Raw genomic sequence first — 18,575 nt, forward strand, 5'->3', positions numbered from 1 at the left:
TTCCTCTTTATTATTAGCCTGTTATCGATTTCTCTGTACTAAATATAACAAATATTACATTAATATGAATTTCTTGACTTGATTTTCAAAACTTATGGGGGTATTTCTAAATTGTGGTTGGATAAATGACGACCACTGTTTTCTTTCTACTGATATAGCTTATGAGGTAAATAAGGCATGAAGAGACAGAAACGAGATCGTTTAGCACGTGCGTTGTCGAAAGGGTATCAGGCTGGTATTTTAGGACGTCCAAGGGAGCATTGCCCCTATTGTTCATTAGATGCCCGTTCTCATTGGTTAGGAGGGTGGCGTCAGGCTATGGAAGACAGGGCAACGATGGCTTAGTCTGGCAAACTAAGGCCACGCATTAAAGTAATAATTAAGTGAGCAAAATCTCTACTTTTTATCAATGTATATTAACCTAAATTTGATCTGACAGTGACTGATTAATACAGATATCTGTCAGATTAAGCCTTGTTGATATTTTTTCTGTTTAGATTTCCCTTTGCGGTGATTAAAGTAAAAATGACCATATCGCATAAAAATAAATTTATTCCGGCACTAATGGCTTACCAATATTTATTTTAACGCATTGTGTGATAAAGGTCTTGGTGCACAGTGTGCAATAAATCGGTAAGTATTAGTAATGTCAGGATTCCAATTTTTTCATGTTGTTGTGCACCTTTGAGATTTTATTTGCGAATTCAATAAAATGTGAATCAATGGCCGCCAGGTGACACATCCTATTTAACCTGTTCAACATGGCTCATGCTGCGGCCATTAAATAATCTACTTACTAATACGCGGGATGGCGTAATTCAATAATTGCAGTAAGCTGCATTTGATAAACATTTATGATGTAATTCAACCCAAAAGAGAGGGCTATATTCCTCAATCCCATTGATTGAGATGGTTACAATTTCATGACTTGTATAGGCTGTTTGAAGCAATGATAATAGCGTCGCTCCGCCATTAATAGTACATACCCACCTAAATCCTTGGGCGTGAGTAGGGGTCATTATTTTTCCATAGCAATCTCCATTCGTGTTAGGTGCTTTTAGCATTTCGACGGTACCGTCAACCCTATCTAGTTTTTTTGCTATGGTAGTTGGTGTAAGAGTCAATGCTACGATGATGAGCATTATTTTTCTGATGTTCATATAAATCACCCTTGGTTGTGTTTGTTAATAATAATTATAAATTTTATGAATATTTTTCACCTGCTATCAGTATGCTTTTGTGAGCTTATTGATATATCAGGTCACTTTGAGCATAGCACAATTTGCCAATTGCATACTAATCAGTCAAAGAGAATAAGTGCCCATGATGCAGATTGAGCAGGTATGGTTTTACGTAGAAATATGTGCAGGCAGGTCTAAAATTCAGAACTTAATTTGATTTTTACGTTCTATTGCTATTGCTGGGTATCAAACCCCAGATTTTGAGGTGTCGCCGGAATGGCCTTTGCAGGAAGAATATGTTATTCCAGATATATACACTGTGTTACTTGATGTTTCGCTTTTAGTAAAAAGGTGAAAAGCAATTAGCCAGTCACCTTTCTTTTTGATATTTCACTGGTTATTTGTCAGAAAGTGCTGGTATCTTTAAACAAGCCCACTTTCAGATCTGTTGCAGTATAGATAATTTTGCCATCTACCAGGACTTCACCATCAGCCAGACCCATAATCAATTTACGGTTAATAACACGTTTGAAATTAATACGGTAAGTGATTTTTTTAGCTGTTGGCAATACCTGACCAGTAAATTTAACTTCGCCAACACCGAGCGCGCGCCCTTTGCCTTCGCCACCTAACCAGCCAAGGAAGAATCCCACTAATTGCCACATCGCATCAAGGCCAAGACAGCCCGGCATTACCGGATCGTTAGTAAAATGGCAGTCAAAAAACCACAAATCAGGATTAATGTCCAATTCAGCTTCTACATAGCCTTTACCGTGGGTACCACCGTTTTCTGTCATCTCAATGATGCGGTCCATCATCAGCATATTGCCTGATGGTAATGGTGGCCCATTTTCTCCGAACAATTCACCTCGCCCAGATGCCATAAGATCTTCTTTTGTGTAGGATTTGCGTTTATCAACCATATTCTAAAATAGCCTTATATTTAATGTAGGGTAAATAATAGTGTACACTTGTACGCTGAACAACTCCGATCAGACATTCTGAATTAACCTAACCAGCGAAGAAACCATGGAAATTTAGGTCGTTCCTGATTATTCATCTGGGTTATACGTTCCTGTATCATAGCTAACAAGTGTGCTTCTTGTTCATCATAATAAGGGACACCTGTCAATAAAGGTAGTGCTTCAGAAACATGTTTTACTGACCATAAATGAAATTTTTGTTCTTTTACCGCGTCTACAACAGCTTGATTAAGACATAAATGACGGATATTTGCTGTTGGCAGGATAACGCCTTGCTGGCCGGTTAGCCCTCTGCGATGGCATACTTCAAAAAAGCTTTCTATTTTTTCGTTAATACCACCAATGGGTTGAACATAGCCAAATTGATCCACCGCACCTGTGACAGCCAGCTGTTGATCGATGGGTTGCTGGGAAAGAGCGCTTATCAGTGCGCATAATTCGGCAAGTGAAGCGCTGTCACCATCAACTTCACCATAGGATTGTTCAAATACAATAGATGCAGAGAAAGGTTGCGGTTGATCTAGCTTTAGCTCGGAAATCAGAAAGGCTTGCATAATCATCATGCCCTTAGCATGGATATTGCCACCTAACTCGACTTTGCGTTCGACATCAATAAATTCCCCATCTCCCACATGAGCCACACAAGTGATACGGGATGGCTCGCCTACTGGGTCAGGATGACCGGGATACTCCAGCACAGATAATCCGTTAATCTGACCAATAACCATACCTTGGGTATGGATAAGAATCTGACCTTGATGAATCTCATCTAAGCCACGTTCGGGCAGATAGTTGTGGCGCCAGCGACGATTCTCTTCTGCTTGTATAATTGATAGAGCGGTAATCTGATTTTCTTGCTGATAGAGTGCCGCAGCGGTCAGTTGCCGGTGTAGCCAGAGAATATCCAAAGGCAAGCTGTATTGATCTTCTACATAGCGGGTTGCTTGTTGGATAAATTCAGGCCAGGCATTATCGCTCAATGGCGGCAATTGCCACTGCTGAATAAGCCCATTGATATAACTACACCACAGACTTAAATTTTGCTCATTATGCAGTGGCATATCCAGCTCAAATTCACCATATAGCGCGTTTTTTACTAATTCAGGCTCGGTAACCTGAAACTCTTCAAGGCTCAGACGATCCCCAACCAGAATCAGACGCAGATTTAATGGCATGAAGGGAATCGGTAATGGCAAAGGTTTATTATTATCCTGAGATAACCATTCAAAGCGTTGCTGAATAATCATCTGTTTCAGGCGAACCCACATTAACGGCTGAGATAACAGGGTACGTAATGGCAGGATGAGTACGCCGCCATTTACCTGATGGACCAGGCCGGGTTGCAGGTGAATTTCTCCGTGGTGAGAATGGACGCAACCAAATAATTGCTCTGCTTCTATCCATTCACGATAGGCTACTCGCAACTCAGGTGTGAAATGGCCTTCTGTTGAGGGGTGCCAGCTGATTTTTTGTTGCTCTATCTGATAGTCACCACCAATTTGAGGAGCTTCTTTGGGGAGTAATGGATGGATGGATTCAGCCAATGTTGACAAATAAGTATCACATTCTTCGGCTTTCAACAGCATAAAAGGCTGGCGGGAATCCATCCGGCAGAAAAGCTGCAAACCACTATGTAGCCGTGATTGAACGGCTTCCATACTGGCAGGCGTCTGTTGGGAAGCAGAATGAAAAAGCGCTTCATAGGGTGCGCAATTCGGCAGTAATGCCTGCCAGTCTAGTTTGTTATTGGTCAAAGTGATCGCTATATATGTGAAGTAGGAAAGCGTCGATTATACAAGATTAAGATATAAACCAACATGCTTGAATGTTTGCTATTTCGGACGCTTTATGTAAGGCATTATTTTGAGCAAAAAATAGGTATTAATCAGTTTGGTTATAAGCAATTTGTTAAAATAGTTGCTATGCTTATTTTTAAGTTACGCTGTCACCGGGAAAATAAGATGAAATATCAACAACTGGAAAATCTGGAATGTGGCTGGAAATGGGCTTATCTGATTAGAAAACATCAGGAAGGTGAGCCAATTACTAAATATATAGAAAACAGCGCAGCTCATGCAGCGGTTGATAAGCTGATCAAACTTGAGAGTGAGCCGGTAAGGGTACTTAAATGGATTGAGCAGCATATGAATCCTGATTTATTCAACCGAATGAAGCAAACTATCCGAGCCCGGCGTAAACGGCATTTTAATGCAGAACATCAGCATACCCGCAAGAAATCTATCGATTTAGATTTTCTTGTATGGCATCGTTTATCTGTACTTTCTCAGAGACGGGGTAATACGCTGTCCGAAACTATCATACAATTAATTGAAGATGCTGAACGTAAAGAAAAATACGCCACCCAAATGTCCAGTTTGAAGCATGACTTGGAAGCTATTCTGGGTAAGAACGAGTAGCCTCAGTTGTTGTGGGTTGGTATTGCAACGAGATTCTTAATAAAACTGTGGAATTTTCCCGCCTAAATTCTCATGGAGAGCGAAACGAACTTTTAGGATTAGGGGGAGACAGCTAAAAGAAAACCCCATCTGAAAATGGGGCTTTCTGCGCTTTTAATGACTAATGTAATCAATAAAGGCGATTAATGAGCAGCTTTTTGCGCTTGAGTAACAACTTCTTTAATCCCCTGGATTTCGATCTCTACACGACGATCTGGAGCCAGACAGTTGATTAAATTCGGTTTTTTGATTTTGTCGCAAGTAGAACCGGTTACTGGATTTGCTTTACCACGGCCTTCTGCGCTGATGCTACCGGTAGGAACGCCTTTAGCTACCAGATAGTCAACTACGCTTTGAGCGCGTTTTTGAGACAATGGCTGGTTGTGTTCGTTTTTACCGATACGGTCAGTGTAACCCAGAACCAGCACTTTACCCTGAGTTGGGTCAATGTTTGCCAATTCAGTATACAGTTTATCCAGAGTATGCTTGCCTTCTGCTTTCAGCTCAGCGCTGGCGAATGCGAACAGAACATCAGAACGCAGAGTAAAACGTTTGTTCTCAACAACTGGCGCTGGCGTTGGAGCGATAACTGGAGCTGGAGCAACAACTGGAGCGGCTGCTTCATCTTGGCCGAAGCGATAAGAAACACCTACGCTCAGCAAGCCGTTATCAGGACGCGCACCGACTGAACCTGCATCACCGATATTGTTAACCCATTGGTAGTCCAGACGAGTCGCCCAGTCTTTGGTCACCGCATACTCGACACCAATAGCTGCCAGTGGCGAAACGCCTGTATCATGATTTCTCAGATGAGTATTGGTGGCACCGTAATTCGCTTTGGAATCTGCACGCCAAACCATACCACCCAGACGAGTATAGACGTCCAGATCATCCATAATTGGATAACTCAATTTAGTCGCCAGTTGGAAACCATGAGCTTTGAAGGCGCCATTGTTTACGTTACCTTTGTAAGGCATACGGCCTAACCAGTCATAACCTATTTCAAAACCAAGATATGGGTTAGCTTGGTAGCCTAAGAAAGCACCAGCACCCAGTTGGCTTTTGTGAGTAGGGCCATTACCGATTTCATTGGTATAACCGTTACCGTAGAAGTTTACGTCATGGTATTGGGACCAACCCAATTTACCACCGGTATACCACGTGTTGTCTTTTGGAGCTGCTTGCGTTGCAGTTGTGAAAGCGGCCACTGCCACTGCTACCGCGATAGCTGTCTTTTTCATTTTAACGCCTCGTTATTATCATCACCCAATAGGCAATTGGCTTCGGGAGCCTTTTTACTTACTGCCTATCCCATTAGGTTATTTCCTTTGCCATTCTTTAGTAATAACAGTGAACACTGAGCAGGGCTCAAATTCTTCATGTACCGTTACTGCATGTACGTTTTAAATTTTGTACGCTATCGGTGTTCACTATTTGTCCATAAGAATAGCCTGCACTAAATTATATCTACTGAGATAGGCTATTAGCCATATTGATTAAAAAACTCAGTTAGGAATACTGCACTTCTATCAAATCAATGGACCAAACAGTACATAAGGAACCAAGGGCAGTAACCTTTAATGGTGTAAAGTCTACAACGAAGTTAAAAAGTTACAAGTGGCCCTTGATTAATAGAGCAAAAAATTTAAAAGAGAATGTATGATTTTAAAAAAAACTTTACTATTCTTTACAACTAATCCTATCTTAATTAATTGATTTTAGTTGTGATTAGTGATTCTAAGCCTGAATTGGCTATTTTGTGTCATGAATATTGAAATAATTCCTAATTTTGGTCAATGATAGTAAATAGAATGAATTTTTAGTAAATTTGATTGCGATTCGGTGCCATTGGCTCCTTTATTTACATCTTGTGGGCGCATAATAAAGGCCAATGCATTACCTTTTTGTGCCGCAGACTGTAATCTTACTGTATCTCTTGCTAATAACGTTGGCAACCAGCCAAGCACCACGCTGTAATTACCACTTGCTAACGCTCTTTCCATTGCGTCTACTGTTGTAATGGAGTTGATGCGATTTAATTGCACAATTTTATCTAAGGGTAATCCAGAGCGAATTAGCCATTGGCGGCTCAGTTTTTGATGTGGACTAACCCATAGCAACCAGCGGGCTTCATTTCCTGACTGGCGTAACAAAGGTAGCAATATATGATTAATGACAGCTTGGTTATCACTATAAATCAATTCACTCACGATACCACCACGTCCGGCTGAATTATCTTGCGCAGGTGAAGAGAGTGATAGTCGCTTTTCTGTTAGCTGATGTTTAGGAAGGTAAACCCAGGATGATTGAATGCCCATAATGAACCCCGCCACAAGTAACTGTATTAATATACAGTATCTTCATGTCAGGCTAAGATCAAGTCTATTTTTTCAAAGAGCTTCGCAAATATTTACGATAAATGGCTTGAAACTCATTTAACCATTGGCAGGGAAAATTGAATTGCGTATGTTTTCAATTGCTTGTTCCTGTTATTTATTTCTCTAATAGTTGGGACAAATCTATGGATAAAAGATTTATTTGCACAAAACTCATGGAGTGATCAGTATGTTGTTGTCTGAGGTGCGTTTTACTCAACTCAAAAATGGTTTTTCTTCATTTGGAAGATTGACAAGGAAGCCACAGTTCGGCGGTTACAGCCTGCTGGCTGACGGGATTATGTTTGCTATTATTGCTGATGGAGAATTATATTTACGGGGAAATGGCCATGCTGAAGTGTTATTTAAAGCCAGAGGGATGAAAAACTATATTTACTCGAAAAAGGGAGTGCCGGTAACTTTGCGTTATTACCAGGTTGTTGAATCACTTTGGCAAGATCAAGAATTATTATCTCAATATGCGTATTTGGCTTATCACTACTCGTTAATTGAAATGACGGGTAAAAAGAAGATGCCAACACGCTTGAAAGATTTGCCTAATCTTGGAATGTCTCTTGAGCGTCAGTTATGGAAGGTAGGAATATGTAAAGTTGAAGATTTACGGCTGTTAGGTGCGAAAGCCAGTTATTTAAAACTGCATCAATATAAAAGAAAATCTAATGTTAGTTTATTACTTGCTTTGGCTGGTGCAATTGAAGGATGCCATTCAGCCGTTTTACCGGTACAGATTCGTAATGACTTATTACGCTGGCATAAGGAACTGGCCTGTTAGATCTTTATCGTGAATAACTAAATAAAAGGGGCAGTCAACTGCCCCAGTATATCAATCTGGCTATAATTGATTAATTTGCTTAATAAGAATGACAATTTCAGGCAACAATCCTATTAATAAGCCTGTTTGTTGCAATACCAATTGTTCTTTACTGTCTCTTTCTGCTGGGGTTTGCTCAATTCTTTTCGCTATGTTAACAAATATTTGCTCAATTCTATCATCATCTATTAATGCTGGTTTTAATGCTGTATCGACATAACAAATAGCATCGTGAAGAATATCCAGAATAACGTTGTTATCCAATTTATCACGGTGTGCTCCCAACGCAGAGATATAACTCAGCATAGTGTGATTCAGGCACAGTAGCCGGAAGGCTTCTTCTTGGGAAGTCTGGTAACTTTTCGGTTCGGCAGACATGTTTGAAATAACTGATGCCAGTTCCGCGTCACTATTGTGAGCATCACGGCGGGCAATTCGGTAGTTCAAGCCATTGTCTTTTCCCTGACGATATTGAACCAAAATGGCATCAAGGTAGCGGCAATTGGTGTCCATCGTCCGGCTTATCACTTGTGGCAGTTGGTGAAATTTCCAGTCTGGCCAAATGAAATTTACGGCTAACCAGGCGATCCCACAGCCAATTAATGTGTCAACAATCCTTGGTAATGCAACTTCAAAGCCTTCGCCCAGCAAATTGAAGCATAGTAATACCAGTAGTGTGATAAACAGGGTTGCGTGTGCATACTGAATATTACGGAAAGCGAAGAACAGTACACCAGAGATAACAATCAGTACCAATTGCCCTTCAATAGATGGCACAAAATAGAGGATTGGCAAGCCGATAAATATTCCGGCAATAGTGCCTATTATTCTCAGTGTTAAACGGCGGCGGGTAGCACTGTAGTTGGGTTGGCAAACGAACAGGCTGGTGAGTAAAATCCAGTACCCGCGTTGTAGATCCAACAATTGGATCATGGCGTAGCCACTGCATAGCAGAACAGACATACGGATCGCATGGCGGAATAAAGCTGATTGTGGCGTCAGATGACGGCTGATCCTTAGACGGATATCGCGCCAGCCAGTTAAACGTTCATCAGATAGTTGGGTCTCATCTTTTCTTTCTTTGGAAAGATTGTATTGTCCAGAACTGATACCTGATAGTTGCGCATCAATCGCCCGCAGGTTTTTCAGCAGGTTATATAATGCAGTAATGTCGAAATTATGTTTCTGTTGTTCATTGAGTTGTTGCAGGGAACTTTCCAAATAGTTAAATGCACGTTCAACGCGCGGATCGTGCTGATATTGCTTGTGCCAAAGTATAGACTGAGCAACTTGTTCACAAGCACGGGCTTGCATGGCGAGAAGACGTTGAAACCGGAACAGAACATCGCTATAGCGGAAAATATTCCGCAGGCTTTGGTATTGCACATGAGATGAACTTGCCTGTTCATGAATATCTTGTGCAATAAAGTAATAATGCAGAGTTTGGCGCGTTCCATGTTGGCTGCGATCGCCTTTCAGACGGGTTAGCAAGGAGGCTTTGGCTTGATTTAATGTGTTCACTAAATCACCGTTTGCCATTGCTACATTAACGACAGATTGCTGATATTCTTCTATATCAGGATCAAACAGGTTAGCTTTGGCATCAAGATAAGCTGAAAGTTGTTGATAACAACGTGCCAGATTGTCCTGTAACGGCCGGATAGGGAACAGTAAATGGCCGGTGAGGGTTAGCAGGTTATACCAAATTGCCCCTATCAACAGTAATAGCGGTTGCTGATACCATAGTGGGAAAATAGACGTGCCCAGCATGGTATAAATCGCAATCAGCAACGCGCCAAACGCAATAGTTGCATAGCGTTGCCCAAGGGCGCCCAGTAAGATAAAGCTACAGGTGGATAATGCCAGCCCGATGGTGAAAAGCCAGGGATAAGGGAACAGTAGCTCAATAGAGGCTGACGCGACAAAGAAAGAAATCAGCGTGATCACCAGATTGCGTAAACGGCCAATCAGACGATCATCGAGATCAGCCAGTGCTGCGGCAACAACGCCCAAGGTTAATGGTATGGTTATTTTAGGTTCTTTATCCAGAAACCAAGGTACTAATGTTGTACCAGTCAAGGCGATCAGGATACGGATATAATAGAGAAGATGACTGTTATAAAGAAAACGGCGCGGACCGGGGAAAACAGTTAGCACAAAATACCTCTGAGGTAATGATAACGGTCATAAATAACCATTATGATAAAAGGTTTATTAGTGATAAAAAACCCTTATAAGACATAGTTCAACTATTTTTCAGGTATGGCGCTACGATAATGGAACTCAAAGCAACACAAATTGGCCAACGCCTTGCTCAACATCCTTATAACCGGGTGCGCCTGCTGAATGCGGGTATCGAAGTCAGTGGTGAGAAGCATCAATACCTTATCCCATTTAACCAGCTAATTAATATTCAGTGCAAACGGGGCATTGTTTGGGGTGAGTTGGAGTTTAAACTGCCCGGTGGACAAGCTGTTCGCCTTCATGGCACTGAATGGCAGCAAACTCAGCGTTTTTACCATTATCTGCTTGATGAATGGCAGAAATGGAGTCAGGAAATGAGTGATGTCAGTGCTGATGTACTGGCGGCTCAGGTTAATGAAATCAATAAAATTGAGCAGCAGGATCACTGGTTTAAAAAAGCGGATTTGTTCCAGTTACAACAGCGGATTCAGGCAGCATTTCAGGCTTTACCACTGCCATTACAGCGTCTGGTGCAATTTGATAATTGCCGGGACGGGTATCAAATTTGTTTGAGTTGGCTTGAGAATGGCGAAAAGTCTGTTGAGAAGATAAATCTGCAATGGACAGAACGTATGTTGGAACAACACTGTGACTTTTTTCGGCGGGTAGAAACATCTCCTTTAAACCTTTCTCAGAGCCTGGCCGTTGTTAATGGTGAAAATTCAGTACTGGTTCTTGCTGGTGCGGGTAGTGGAAAAACATCCGTACTGGTGGCGAGAGCGGGTTGGCTGTTGCTTCGTCAACAGGCGATTTCTGAACAGATATTACTGCTCGCGTTTGGTAATCAGGCTGCTGATGAGATGAATGAACGGATTCAGATTCGCCTTGGTGTGAAAGATATCAAAGCGAAAACGTTTCATGCGCTGGCGTTGTATATTATTCAACAAGGAAGTAATAGAGCACCTAAAATCAGCACATTAGAAACTGACGGACAAAAAAGAAGGGATTTTCTGATTAAACACTGGCAGCAACAATGCAGTGAGAAAAAAGCACAAGCTAAGGGTTGGCGGGAATGGCTGACTGAGGGGCTGAAATGGCAAGTGCCGGAAGGTGAGTTTTGGCGTGATGAACAGCTTATTAACCGTTTGTCAGGCAGGCTTGAGCGCTGGCTGGGTTTAATGCGTATGCACGGTGGTAGTCAGAAGGCTATGACAGAGTTGGCTCAGGAAGAGTATCTGGATCAGTTTCAAAAGTGTATTCGCTTGATGGGGCCTTTATTAAAAGCGTGGAAATCTGAATTGAAAACAGAAGGTGCTATTGATTACTCAGGGTTGATTCACCAGGCAGTGAATATTCTGGAGAAAGGGCGGTTTATCAGCCCGTGGAAGCATATTCTGGTCGATGAATTTCAGGATATTTCACCATTAAGGGCTAAATTGCTTGCTGCATTGCGGGCGCAAAACAGCCAAAGTTGCTTGTTTGCCGTAGGGGACGACTGGCAGGCAATTTATCGTTTCAGTGGTGCTGAGTTAATGTTGACCACCGCATTTGCTGATTATTTTGGCAAAGGTGCTGAATGTGTACTGGATACCGCTTATCGGTTTAATGATCGGATTAGTGAAGTTGCTAACGCATTTGTGCAACAAAACCCAAATCAACTGAGAAAACCACTAAACAGTTTGATTAAAGGTAACAAAAAGTCCGTTGTCATCTTGCCAGAAGATCAACTTGAACCTTTGTTGAATAAAATGAGTGGCTATGTCACCGAAGAGGAAACGATTTTATTGCTGGCACGTTATCACCACTTAAAACCTGAATTACTAAGAAAAGCAGCGACTCGCTGGCCTAAGCTTAAAATAGAGTTCATGACGATTCATGCTTCGAAGGGGCAACAAGCGGATTATGTGATTATTCTTGGATTGCATCAGGGAAAGGATGGCTTTCCTGCACCGGCAAGGGAATCTGTGATGGAGCTGGTTTTGCTGCCACAACCGGAAGACTTTGCTGATGCGGAAGAGCGTCGTCTTTTGTATGTTGCATTAACCCGGGCGAAGAAGCAGGTCTGGTTGATGCAGGACAAGAAGAATCCATCTGTGTTTGTGCATCAACTAGAGCGGTTAAATGTACCTGTTCAGCGTAAGCCTTAAAAAAGTATCGCTTTGGCTGAATAAACAAAGTGAAAATACAGGATTTTGTTAAGGAGTAATAGAATGAGTGACCAGAAAATTGCGGACATACTGAGACGAGTGAAAACTATCGCGTTGGTAGGTGCCAGTGAGAAAATTGATCGTCCAAGTTATAAGGTTATGGCTTATTTATTGGAACAAGGTTATCAGGTTATTCCTGTCAATTTGAAACTTGCCGGGCAAACATTGCTTGGGCAACGTGTTTATGGGCAATTGGCCGATATTCCTCAGCCTGTTGATATGGTAGATGTATTCCGCAACGCTGAAGCGGCATATGGAATCGCTCAAGAAGCTATAGATATCAAAGCAAAAGTGTTCTGGCTGCAACTTGGTGTTATTAACGAACAAGCAAAAAAGTTGGCGGAGGAAGCAGGTCTAGAAGTTATTATGGATCACTGTCCGAAAATTGAAATCCCAAGATTAGGTGCACTGCCGTACAAGTAGTATCGACTTATTACAGACATCTATTAGCGAAATGCTATTAGTTGGATTCTACTCTAATTCGTTACTATGAAGAGATATCGGAGAAGTATTATATAGTGGCAACATTTGTTGCTAAAGTTGGTAGAGATCATGATTATGATAGGAACATATCTGAACCGACTTCAATGTGCTTGTTGATATAACTTGTTAGACGTCTTTAAAGTCATAGGCAGAAAGAACCACGAATGCCTAAACTGTAGAGGCAATTTAAAAACACAATAATTGCCCTCTTGGGGCATATAAAGATTAATTACGCAGTCGTGGCGCCAGTAATTGATTGCGGATAGATTCTGCTAACTCATCCAGGGAAGGTTGTTCTGGATGGTCATCAGATGCTTCATAGGATAATTGCGCTTCGGCTAAATAAGTATGTACTGGCTGGCCGTCGTCGTCTTCCATTACAACATGGTACCAAGGAGCAGAACGTAGGGCAGCATTGGATGCAATGTCATCTTCCTGGGGTTGTTCCAGAGAGTATTCCACATCAATATCTACGATAACGCCCAAATAACCCAGAAGTTTGTGACGTACTTGTTGGCCGAGACCGAATTTGCTGGCAATAATCATAGCCACCTCCAAAAAAACCTTGCATTGATACGAATATGAGGGCAGTAAGGTGAATTACAAGGGCATACCCGGTAGTTGAAGTCATTTTTTTGCTTTTAATAATTGGAGAGCGACTTCACCTAAGTTCAGGTTAGCTGTAGTAAATATAAAATACAACCGAGAATGGTGTGCTTAACTATATATGTGAGCGATACCGCAAGGTGACTAGGTAGATAGGGGGTCATTATGATGAAATATGGGTTAACCATTTATGTTTATGGCAGAGTCCAAGGAGTTGGATTTCGTTATCAAACTTTTCGTTGGGCGAAATCCAATAAGCTGACAGGTTACGTTTGTAATTTGCGTGATGGTAGTGTCAAAATTGTCGCTTATGGTGAAAGTGAGCAACTGGATAACTTAACCCATTGGTTAGAACAGGGTGGGCCACCGGGGGCACGGGTCGATAGTTTTTCGTCCCAGTCCTGCGTTGTGGAGGATGTGGCAGACTTTAGCGTCCGCCACTGAGCCTCAGATACATTTTACCGGTTTTGGTAGCCCGGCAATTTTAGTTGCCTGCTTTGCTGGCCCTTTGGGAAACAGGCAGTAAAGATAGCGGCTGTTGCCTTTTGCTTCTCCATACTTTTGTGCAATTGCTTTTACCAGCATACGGATAGCCGGGGATGTATTAAACTCTTCATAAAATCCCCGGACAAAACGAATGACTTCCCAATGTTGCTCACTCAAATCAATATTTTCCTGTTCGGCGAGTAATGAAGCCATTGCTTCCTGCCAATCACTGCTGTTTTTCAGATAACCTTGTGCATCGGTTTCGATCTCACGACCTTCGAATACCAACATAATCATTTAACCATCAAAAAAAGATGGTAGTAATTTAGCAAAAATCACTTTTATACCCAAGGACGTATGTCTATATGAGGAGAAAATAAGCCAATAACAGTATAAAAGAGTAAATTTGCGGCAATTGAACAAGAGGGGGCTTTACATCTGTCTTAGTGCTGTTTATAGTGCACGCCATTGCGGAGGGGTGGCCGAGCGGCTTAAGGCAGCGGTCTTGAAAACCGCCGATGGGAAACCATCCGAGAGTTCGAATCTCTCCTCCTCCGCCAATTTCACTTCTATTAGCATCTCTTATGGTCTACTTTTTCCTATAAAATCAACGAAAACTCCCAAGTTAAGCTCTACTACTGTCTACTTACATCTATTGCAATATACCCCCATAGCCGTGAGGGGCGAGGATGCTAGAAATATGAAACTAACAGCCCGGTAAGTTGAAACAGTAAAACCTCAAGAAAAAGACTTTAAGCTGTCCGATGGTGGGGGATTGTACCTATTGGTAAAGGTTAGCGGCTCCAAATATTGGAGATTGAAGTACCGTATTGCAGGAAAAGAAAAGCTACTCTCTATTGGTACTTTTCCGCTTATCTCTTTAGCAGAAGCCAGAAAGAAGCGTGATGAAGCTAAGAAGCTGGTGGCTGAGGGTGTTGATCCTAATCAAGATAAAAAACAGAAGAAGCTTGCATCTCAGGGAGAAATCAATAGCACTTTTGAAAGTATTGCTCGTGAATGGTTTGAGCAACGCAAAGATAGATGGTCAGTAGGTTATCGTACTGACATGATGAGTGCTTTTGAGAATGATGTTTTTCCTTATATTGGTCACCGTCCGATAACAGAGATCAAGCCATTAGAACTAATGGAAGTACTATCAAGAATGGAGAAACGCGGAGCGACGGAGAAATTAAAGAAAGTCCGTCAGCGCTGTGGTGAAGTATGGCGATACGCTATTATTACTGGCAGAGCTGAATATAATCCAGCCCCCGATCTTGCTAGTGCCTTTGTTCCTCATAAAAGAGAACATTATCCCCATCTCAATATCAATGAATTGCCTGAATTTCTGAAATCCATTGATAAGAACATGGGAAGTCAGGTTGTTAGACATGCGTTGAGAAATTTAATTATTACAGGGTTGCGCCCTGGTGAGTTAAGAAATTTGGAATGGAACGAAGTTGATTTAGAAAAGAAAGTTATCCAGATTTCCGCCGAAAGAATGAAAATGCGCAGACCACACTGCGTTCCTTTGTCAGATCAGGCTGCTACGCTATTCCAGCAACTAACGCCGATCAGTGGTGATTATCAATATGTCTTTCCTAGTCGAACTGATTATAAAAATCTATAGTCACCCCCGTTTTTGCAACACAAATTTTGATGTATGGTGGGCTTGCGTAAATCTATTCGGCGTCTGGTGAGCAGTCATGCCCGCGCCACGATGAGTTCCGTGCCTGCCGAACCTTAAAAACCTCTCGGCTTCAGAGCGCCATTTTTATATCAGGTTCATCAGCAGGCCGATATGCCGTTCATGTCATCAATTATCTGTCGTCGCAAAACCAGATGGTAACGGCTTAACTTACTGAGCTAACGCCGTTTTTCGTTGGCTCTTTTATTTAATGAACACCGTCTGATGTGCCGTAACGGCCTAGGCTATTCGGGCCAGTTTGTTCGCCAGCGCGCACGCCACAATGTTCGAGTGATGGCGGGCAAGCTGCCTGTTCACCCATTCTGCCAGACGCCCTGGATAAAGACAGTTGCTCATTAACCGATCGGCGTGCCCCACAAGTTCAACGCGGAACAGCAGCGGGCCTTTATAGAAACCTACGGGAAACTGAAACAGGAAGCCGGAGACCATGAGCCCATCCCGTTCATTGATGGCGTTCATCCCACGCAGGGGACGAAACTCGCTGATGGCTGGATACGCAAAGGCCAGAAAACCGCAGTGAAAACCACGGGAAGCCGTACCCGTCTGAATCTGATGGGGGCCCTGAATCTGGCCAATATCAGCAAAACCGTGGTACGCGAATATGATCGTATCGACAGTTATCACATCGCAGAATTTTTCATTGCCCTGCGTGAAACCTATCCGGTCAGTCAGAAGGTTCATATTATCCTTGACGGAGCCGGTTATCACCGGAGTGAGTTGGTGAAAGACTGGGCTTATGTGATGAATATTGAGCTTCATGACTTACCGCCATATAGCCCGAATCTGAACCCGATAGAAAGGCTGTGGAAAGTGATGAATGAACAAGTCAGAAATAATCGTTACTTCGCCTCGGCGGCCTTGTTCAGGCAGGCGATACATCACTTTTTTACGGAAATATTACCGGAACTTGCCGGGAACCTGTCGTGCCGTATTAATGACAACTTCCAGGTTCTGAATCCTGCATCTTCAAGTTAAGTGGGTATATACAAATAAAGATGGTACCGCAGATGCATATAAAACCATTCAAGAATTGGCTAAAGTGTTTCCTGAATATTCTTCTGATAAACAGAAGACAATAGCTAAACTTCTTGGGCTTGATGATAACACTCTTGCGTTATTACGCGATGCTGTGGGGTTAAAAGAACGATTAAAACAATCTGATAGGTTTGGTTTTACTGTTGATCCTGATCTTAATAATCGGCTTAATGAGCTTAATAGTTCATTAAGGGAATTAAATGCATCTTGGGAGGGTTTCAAACAGAGAGGAGAAAATAATCTTAATAACTTTTTAACTTTCGATGGCTCAGTTAAAGATGGGCTAGAAGGTGTAACAGATATCCTCACTAATGGGCTAGACAGTATTTCTTTAGCTCATGCGCTTGGTGCTACGCGTGGCAAAGAAGCCGATCAGCTTAGGTGGGGCTATAATACGCCAGAGTTTTATCAAAGTTTAAGCTGGAGCGATAAGGTTGCCCTTGATTTTGGTGTAATGTCTGATGGTTTTCGCGAGAAATATAATGAATGGCAAAAAACGCATCCTCAAAATGAAGCCATTCCCCAACTGCAGAAAATCCCAGAGCCACCAAAAGTAGAGCCTCCTAAATATCCCGATCCTTACGCCAAGCCGGTAAAGGATTCGTTTGGTTTGAGAAATAAAAATCCGGGAAATGTACGCGAAGCACCTAACGGAATAGGGTATGTAACAGGAAAAAGTGGAACATTTGTTAAGTTTGGTAATGATCACGACGGCCTCTCAGCATTAGCTCGTCAGTTAATGCTGAACGGTGATAGAGGGAAAAATACCGTTAATAGCACAATCAGCACCTATGCACCGCCAGGCGGCGTAGATAGAAACAATACTCAGGCATACATCAATTTCGTGTCAAAAGAGACGGGCTTTCTTCCCAATCAACAGTTAGATATGCATGACCCCAAAGTGCTAGGTAATCTGATGGAAGCGATGATCAAACAAGAAAATCATGGTCAACAACCCTTTAATCAAAAACAAATCGCGGATGCAATAAACGCCGCTATCTTTGACCCGCGCTGGCAAGGTAAACGTGACATAAACTATTTACAGCTACAACGCCTGCAATATCAACCCGCTCCGCCTGAGTCTGATAAAAGATCCGCTTCCATCTTTGCAAATCAAGCAAATAACAGTGAGCTTGCTCAAGGCGTGATGCCATTCAGACAGCGATTGGTGAAAACAAATTTCAAGTTGAAATTACACTAGTGAACAGCAAGACCGGGGAACGTCAGCAATTTAATTCAAAAGCGGGCGGTAGGGTAACAACCTCTATGCAGTGTCCGTAGTCATATCTTGGTGCTTTTAATGACGTTTTACAGTTTAACCTTGAATTTATGATGAACTTGATTAATGTTTGCTCAGTTCAATTAAATAAAGAGGTTGGTAATGAAAAGGTTTGGTTATTTTCTGTTGATCCTTGGTTTGATATGGCTTCTCGTGGCTTTTAATATGGACACAACTGTACCATCGGACTATGGAAGTGGCAGGGTTAGCAATATTGGTATGATTGCATCGCAGCATAATCATGTCTTTTTCGGCGCGTTTGTCACATTCTGCGGGTTTATGATGCTTTTGTTCGGGAGATCATCAAGTGATGCAATATGTTCTTATTGCGCTGAATTCGTCAATAAAGATGCTATCAAGTGTAAACATTGTGGTAGTGATATTCGAACCACTAATTCGGCCAAAGCGCTTGCGCGTACGTTGGTATTAAATTCAGAATATTTGAAGAAAGCTGAAAACTATCGTCATTACGATTTTGTTGATAAAGATTCTAATATTCTGAAACAACGGGTGGTTGTTCTTTGTGCTTGTCGTATGTTGATGAAGTGGAGTGCAGAGGAGGTGATGGAGATGCCGCGGAGCGCAATAAATAACTTTCCAAAATGGTGCTACACCTTATCTACTAACAACCATATATATAACAATGAGTTAAAGTAAACCGCGTGTAGTGGAATTATGAAACCTTATTTAGATAATTTTGGCTGTAGATGGCAAATTTAAAATATACCCACATGATATATAATGCCGTATATGCGCCATTGAC

The 18,575-nt window shown here is 42.1% G+C and carries 16 protein-coding genes, 1 tRNA gene and 2 pseudogenes; 11 read left to right on the forward strand and 8 right to left on the reverse strand.

Features of this window, described 5'->3' with window-relative positions:
• Positions 1-177: 177 nt before the first annotated feature.
• A complete protein-coding gene (gene rmf / locus C5470_RS11310; protein WP_071992996.1) occupies positions 178-345 on the forward strand; it encodes a ribosome modulation factor in 168 nt (55 codons plus the stop codon).
• Positions 346-818: 473 nt separating this feature from the next.
• Here rmf and C5470_RS11315 read toward each other — a convergent pair whose 3' ends face one another.
• The 3 genes from C5470_RS11315 to C5470_RS11325 form a co-directional block, all read right to left on the reverse strand.
• Complete coding sequence (locus C5470_RS11315) at positions 819-1,160, reverse strand: hypothetical protein (protein ID WP_036848856.1); 342 nt, start codon at positions 1,158-1,160, stop codon at positions 819-821.
• Between the two features lie 425 nt (positions 1,161-1,585).
• Positions 1,586-2,104 (reverse strand): bifunctional 3-hydroxydecanoyl-ACP dehydratase/trans-2-decenoyl-ACP isomerase, encoded by a 519-nt coding sequence (gene fabA / locus C5470_RS11320; RefSeq protein WP_036848858.1) that lies wholly within the window; start codon positions 2,102-2,104, stop codon positions 1,586-1,588.
• Between the two features lie 83 nt (positions 2,105-2,187).
• Positions 2,188-3,918: an AAA family ATPase gene (locus C5470_RS11325; RefSeq protein WP_036848861.1), complete on the reverse strand. Its 1,731-nt coding sequence runs from the start codon at positions 3,916-3,918 to the stop codon at positions 2,188-2,190.
• Between the two features lie 207 nt (positions 3,919-4,125).
• Between C5470_RS11325 and matP the strand changes: the two genes are divergently transcribed.
• Positions 4,126-4,581, forward strand: coding sequence for a macrodomain Ter protein MatP (matP, locus tag C5470_RS11330; protein WP_166288959.1), 456 nt, complete (start codon positions 4,126-4,128; stop codon positions 4,579-4,581).
• A 182-nt stretch (positions 4,582-4,763) separates the two neighbouring features.
• On the opposite strand, the gene ompA is transcribed toward matP, so the two are convergent.
• On the reverse strand, positions 4,764-5,861 hold the full coding sequence (ompA, locus tag C5470_RS11335) for a porin OmpA (RefSeq protein ID WP_036848864.1): 1,098 nt from the start codon (positions 5,859-5,861) through the stop codon (positions 4,764-4,766).
• Between the two features lie 552 nt (positions 5,862-6,413).
• Positions 6,414-6,938 carry an SOS-induced cell division inhibitor SulA gene (sulA, locus tag C5470_RS11340; RefSeq protein ID WP_036848867.1) on the reverse strand — a complete coding sequence of 175 codons (525 nt, stop codon included), beginning with the start codon at positions 6,936-6,938 and terminating at the stop codon, positions 6,414-6,416.
• Between the two features lie 247 nt (positions 6,939-7,185).
• Between sulA and C5470_RS11345 the strand changes: the two genes are divergently transcribed.
• On the forward strand, positions 7,186-7,788 hold the full coding sequence (locus tag C5470_RS11345) for a TfoX/Sxy family DNA transformation protein (RefSeq protein ID WP_046976577.1): 603 nt from the start codon (positions 7,186-7,188) through the stop codon (positions 7,786-7,788).
• A gap of 60 nt (positions 7,789-7,848) precedes the next feature.
• Here C5470_RS11345 and yccS read toward each other — a convergent pair whose 3' ends face one another.
• The gene (yccS, locus tag C5470_RS11350; RefSeq protein WP_166288962.1) at positions 7,849-9,984 is read right to left on the reverse strand and encodes a YccS family putative transporter; all 2,136 of its coding nucleotides are present in this window, start codon (positions 9,982-9,984) and stop codon (positions 7,849-7,851) included.
• Between the two features lie 119 nt (positions 9,985-10,103).
• On the opposite strand from yccS, the gene helD reads away from it, so the two are divergent.
• Together helD and C5470_RS11360 are read left to right on the forward strand one after the other, a co-directional pair.
• Complete coding sequence (helD, locus tag C5470_RS11355) at positions 10,104-12,158, forward strand: DNA helicase IV (protein ID WP_166288964.1); 2,055 nt, start codon at positions 10,104-10,106, stop codon at positions 12,156-12,158.
• A gap of 63 nt (positions 12,159-12,221) precedes the next feature.
• Complete coding sequence (locus C5470_RS11360; RefSeq protein WP_166288967.1) at positions 12,222-12,641, forward strand: CoA-binding protein; 420 nt, start codon at positions 12,222-12,224, stop codon at positions 12,639-12,641.
• Between the two features lie 285 nt (positions 12,642-12,926).
• Here the strand turns inward: C5470_RS11360 and hspQ are convergent, their stop codons facing one another.
• On the reverse strand, positions 12,927-13,247 hold the full coding sequence (gene hspQ / locus C5470_RS11365; protein ID WP_021326539.1) for a heat shock protein HspQ: 321 nt from the start codon (positions 13,245-13,247) through the stop codon (positions 12,927-12,929).
• A gap of 225 nt (positions 13,248-13,472) precedes the next feature.
• Between hspQ and yccX the strand changes: the two genes are divergently transcribed.
• Positions 13,473-13,751, forward strand: a complete 279-nt coding sequence (gene yccX / locus C5470_RS11370) for an acylphosphatase (RefSeq protein WP_166288970.1) — start codon at positions 13,473-13,475, stop codon at positions 13,749-13,751.
• A gap of 3 nt (positions 13,752-13,754) precedes the next feature.
• Here the strand turns inward: yccX and tusE are convergent, their stop codons facing one another.
• Positions 13,755-14,084, reverse strand: coding sequence for a sulfurtransferase TusE (tusE, locus tag C5470_RS11375; RefSeq protein WP_166288973.1), 330 nt, complete (start codon positions 14,082-14,084; stop codon positions 13,755-13,757).
• A 181-nt stretch (positions 14,085-14,265) separates the two neighbouring features.
• Here tusE and C5470_RS11380 point away from each other — a divergent pair.
• The 5 genes and pseudogenes from C5470_RS11380 to C5470_RS11400 all read left to right on the forward strand — a co-directional run bounded on the left by C5470_RS11380 (position 14,266) and on the right by C5470_RS11400 (position 18,469).
• Positions 14,266-14,353, forward strand: a tRNA-Ser gene (locus C5470_RS11380).
• 140 nt (positions 14,354-14,493) lie between these two features.
• Positions 14,494-15,411, forward strand: a pseudogene (locus C5470_RS11385) (tyrosine-type recombinase/integrase); the annotation flags it as partial.
• Positions 15,412-15,837: 426 nt separating this feature from the next.
• Positions 15,838-16,473, forward strand: a pseudogene (locus tag C5470_RS11390) (IS630 family transposase); the annotation flags it as partial.
• 55 nt (positions 16,474-16,528) lie between these two features.
• A complete protein-coding gene (locus tag C5470_RS11395; protein WP_166288975.1) occupies positions 16,529-17,734 on the forward strand; it encodes a hypothetical protein in 1,206 nt (401 codons plus the stop codon).
• A gap of 243 nt (positions 17,735-17,977) precedes the next feature.
• Positions 17,978-18,469, forward strand: coding sequence for a zinc ribbon domain-containing protein (locus C5470_RS11400; protein ID WP_166288978.1), 492 nt, complete (start codon positions 17,978-17,980; stop codon positions 18,467-18,469).
• The last annotated feature ends 106 nt before the right edge of the window (positions 18,470-18,575 follow it).

The sequence above is a fragment of the Photorhabdus stackebrandtii genome (genome assembly GCF_011189495.1).
In the GTDB taxonomy this organism is placed as follows: Bacteria; Pseudomonadota; Gammaproteobacteria; order Enterobacterales; family Enterobacteriaceae; genus Photorhabdus; species Photorhabdus khanii.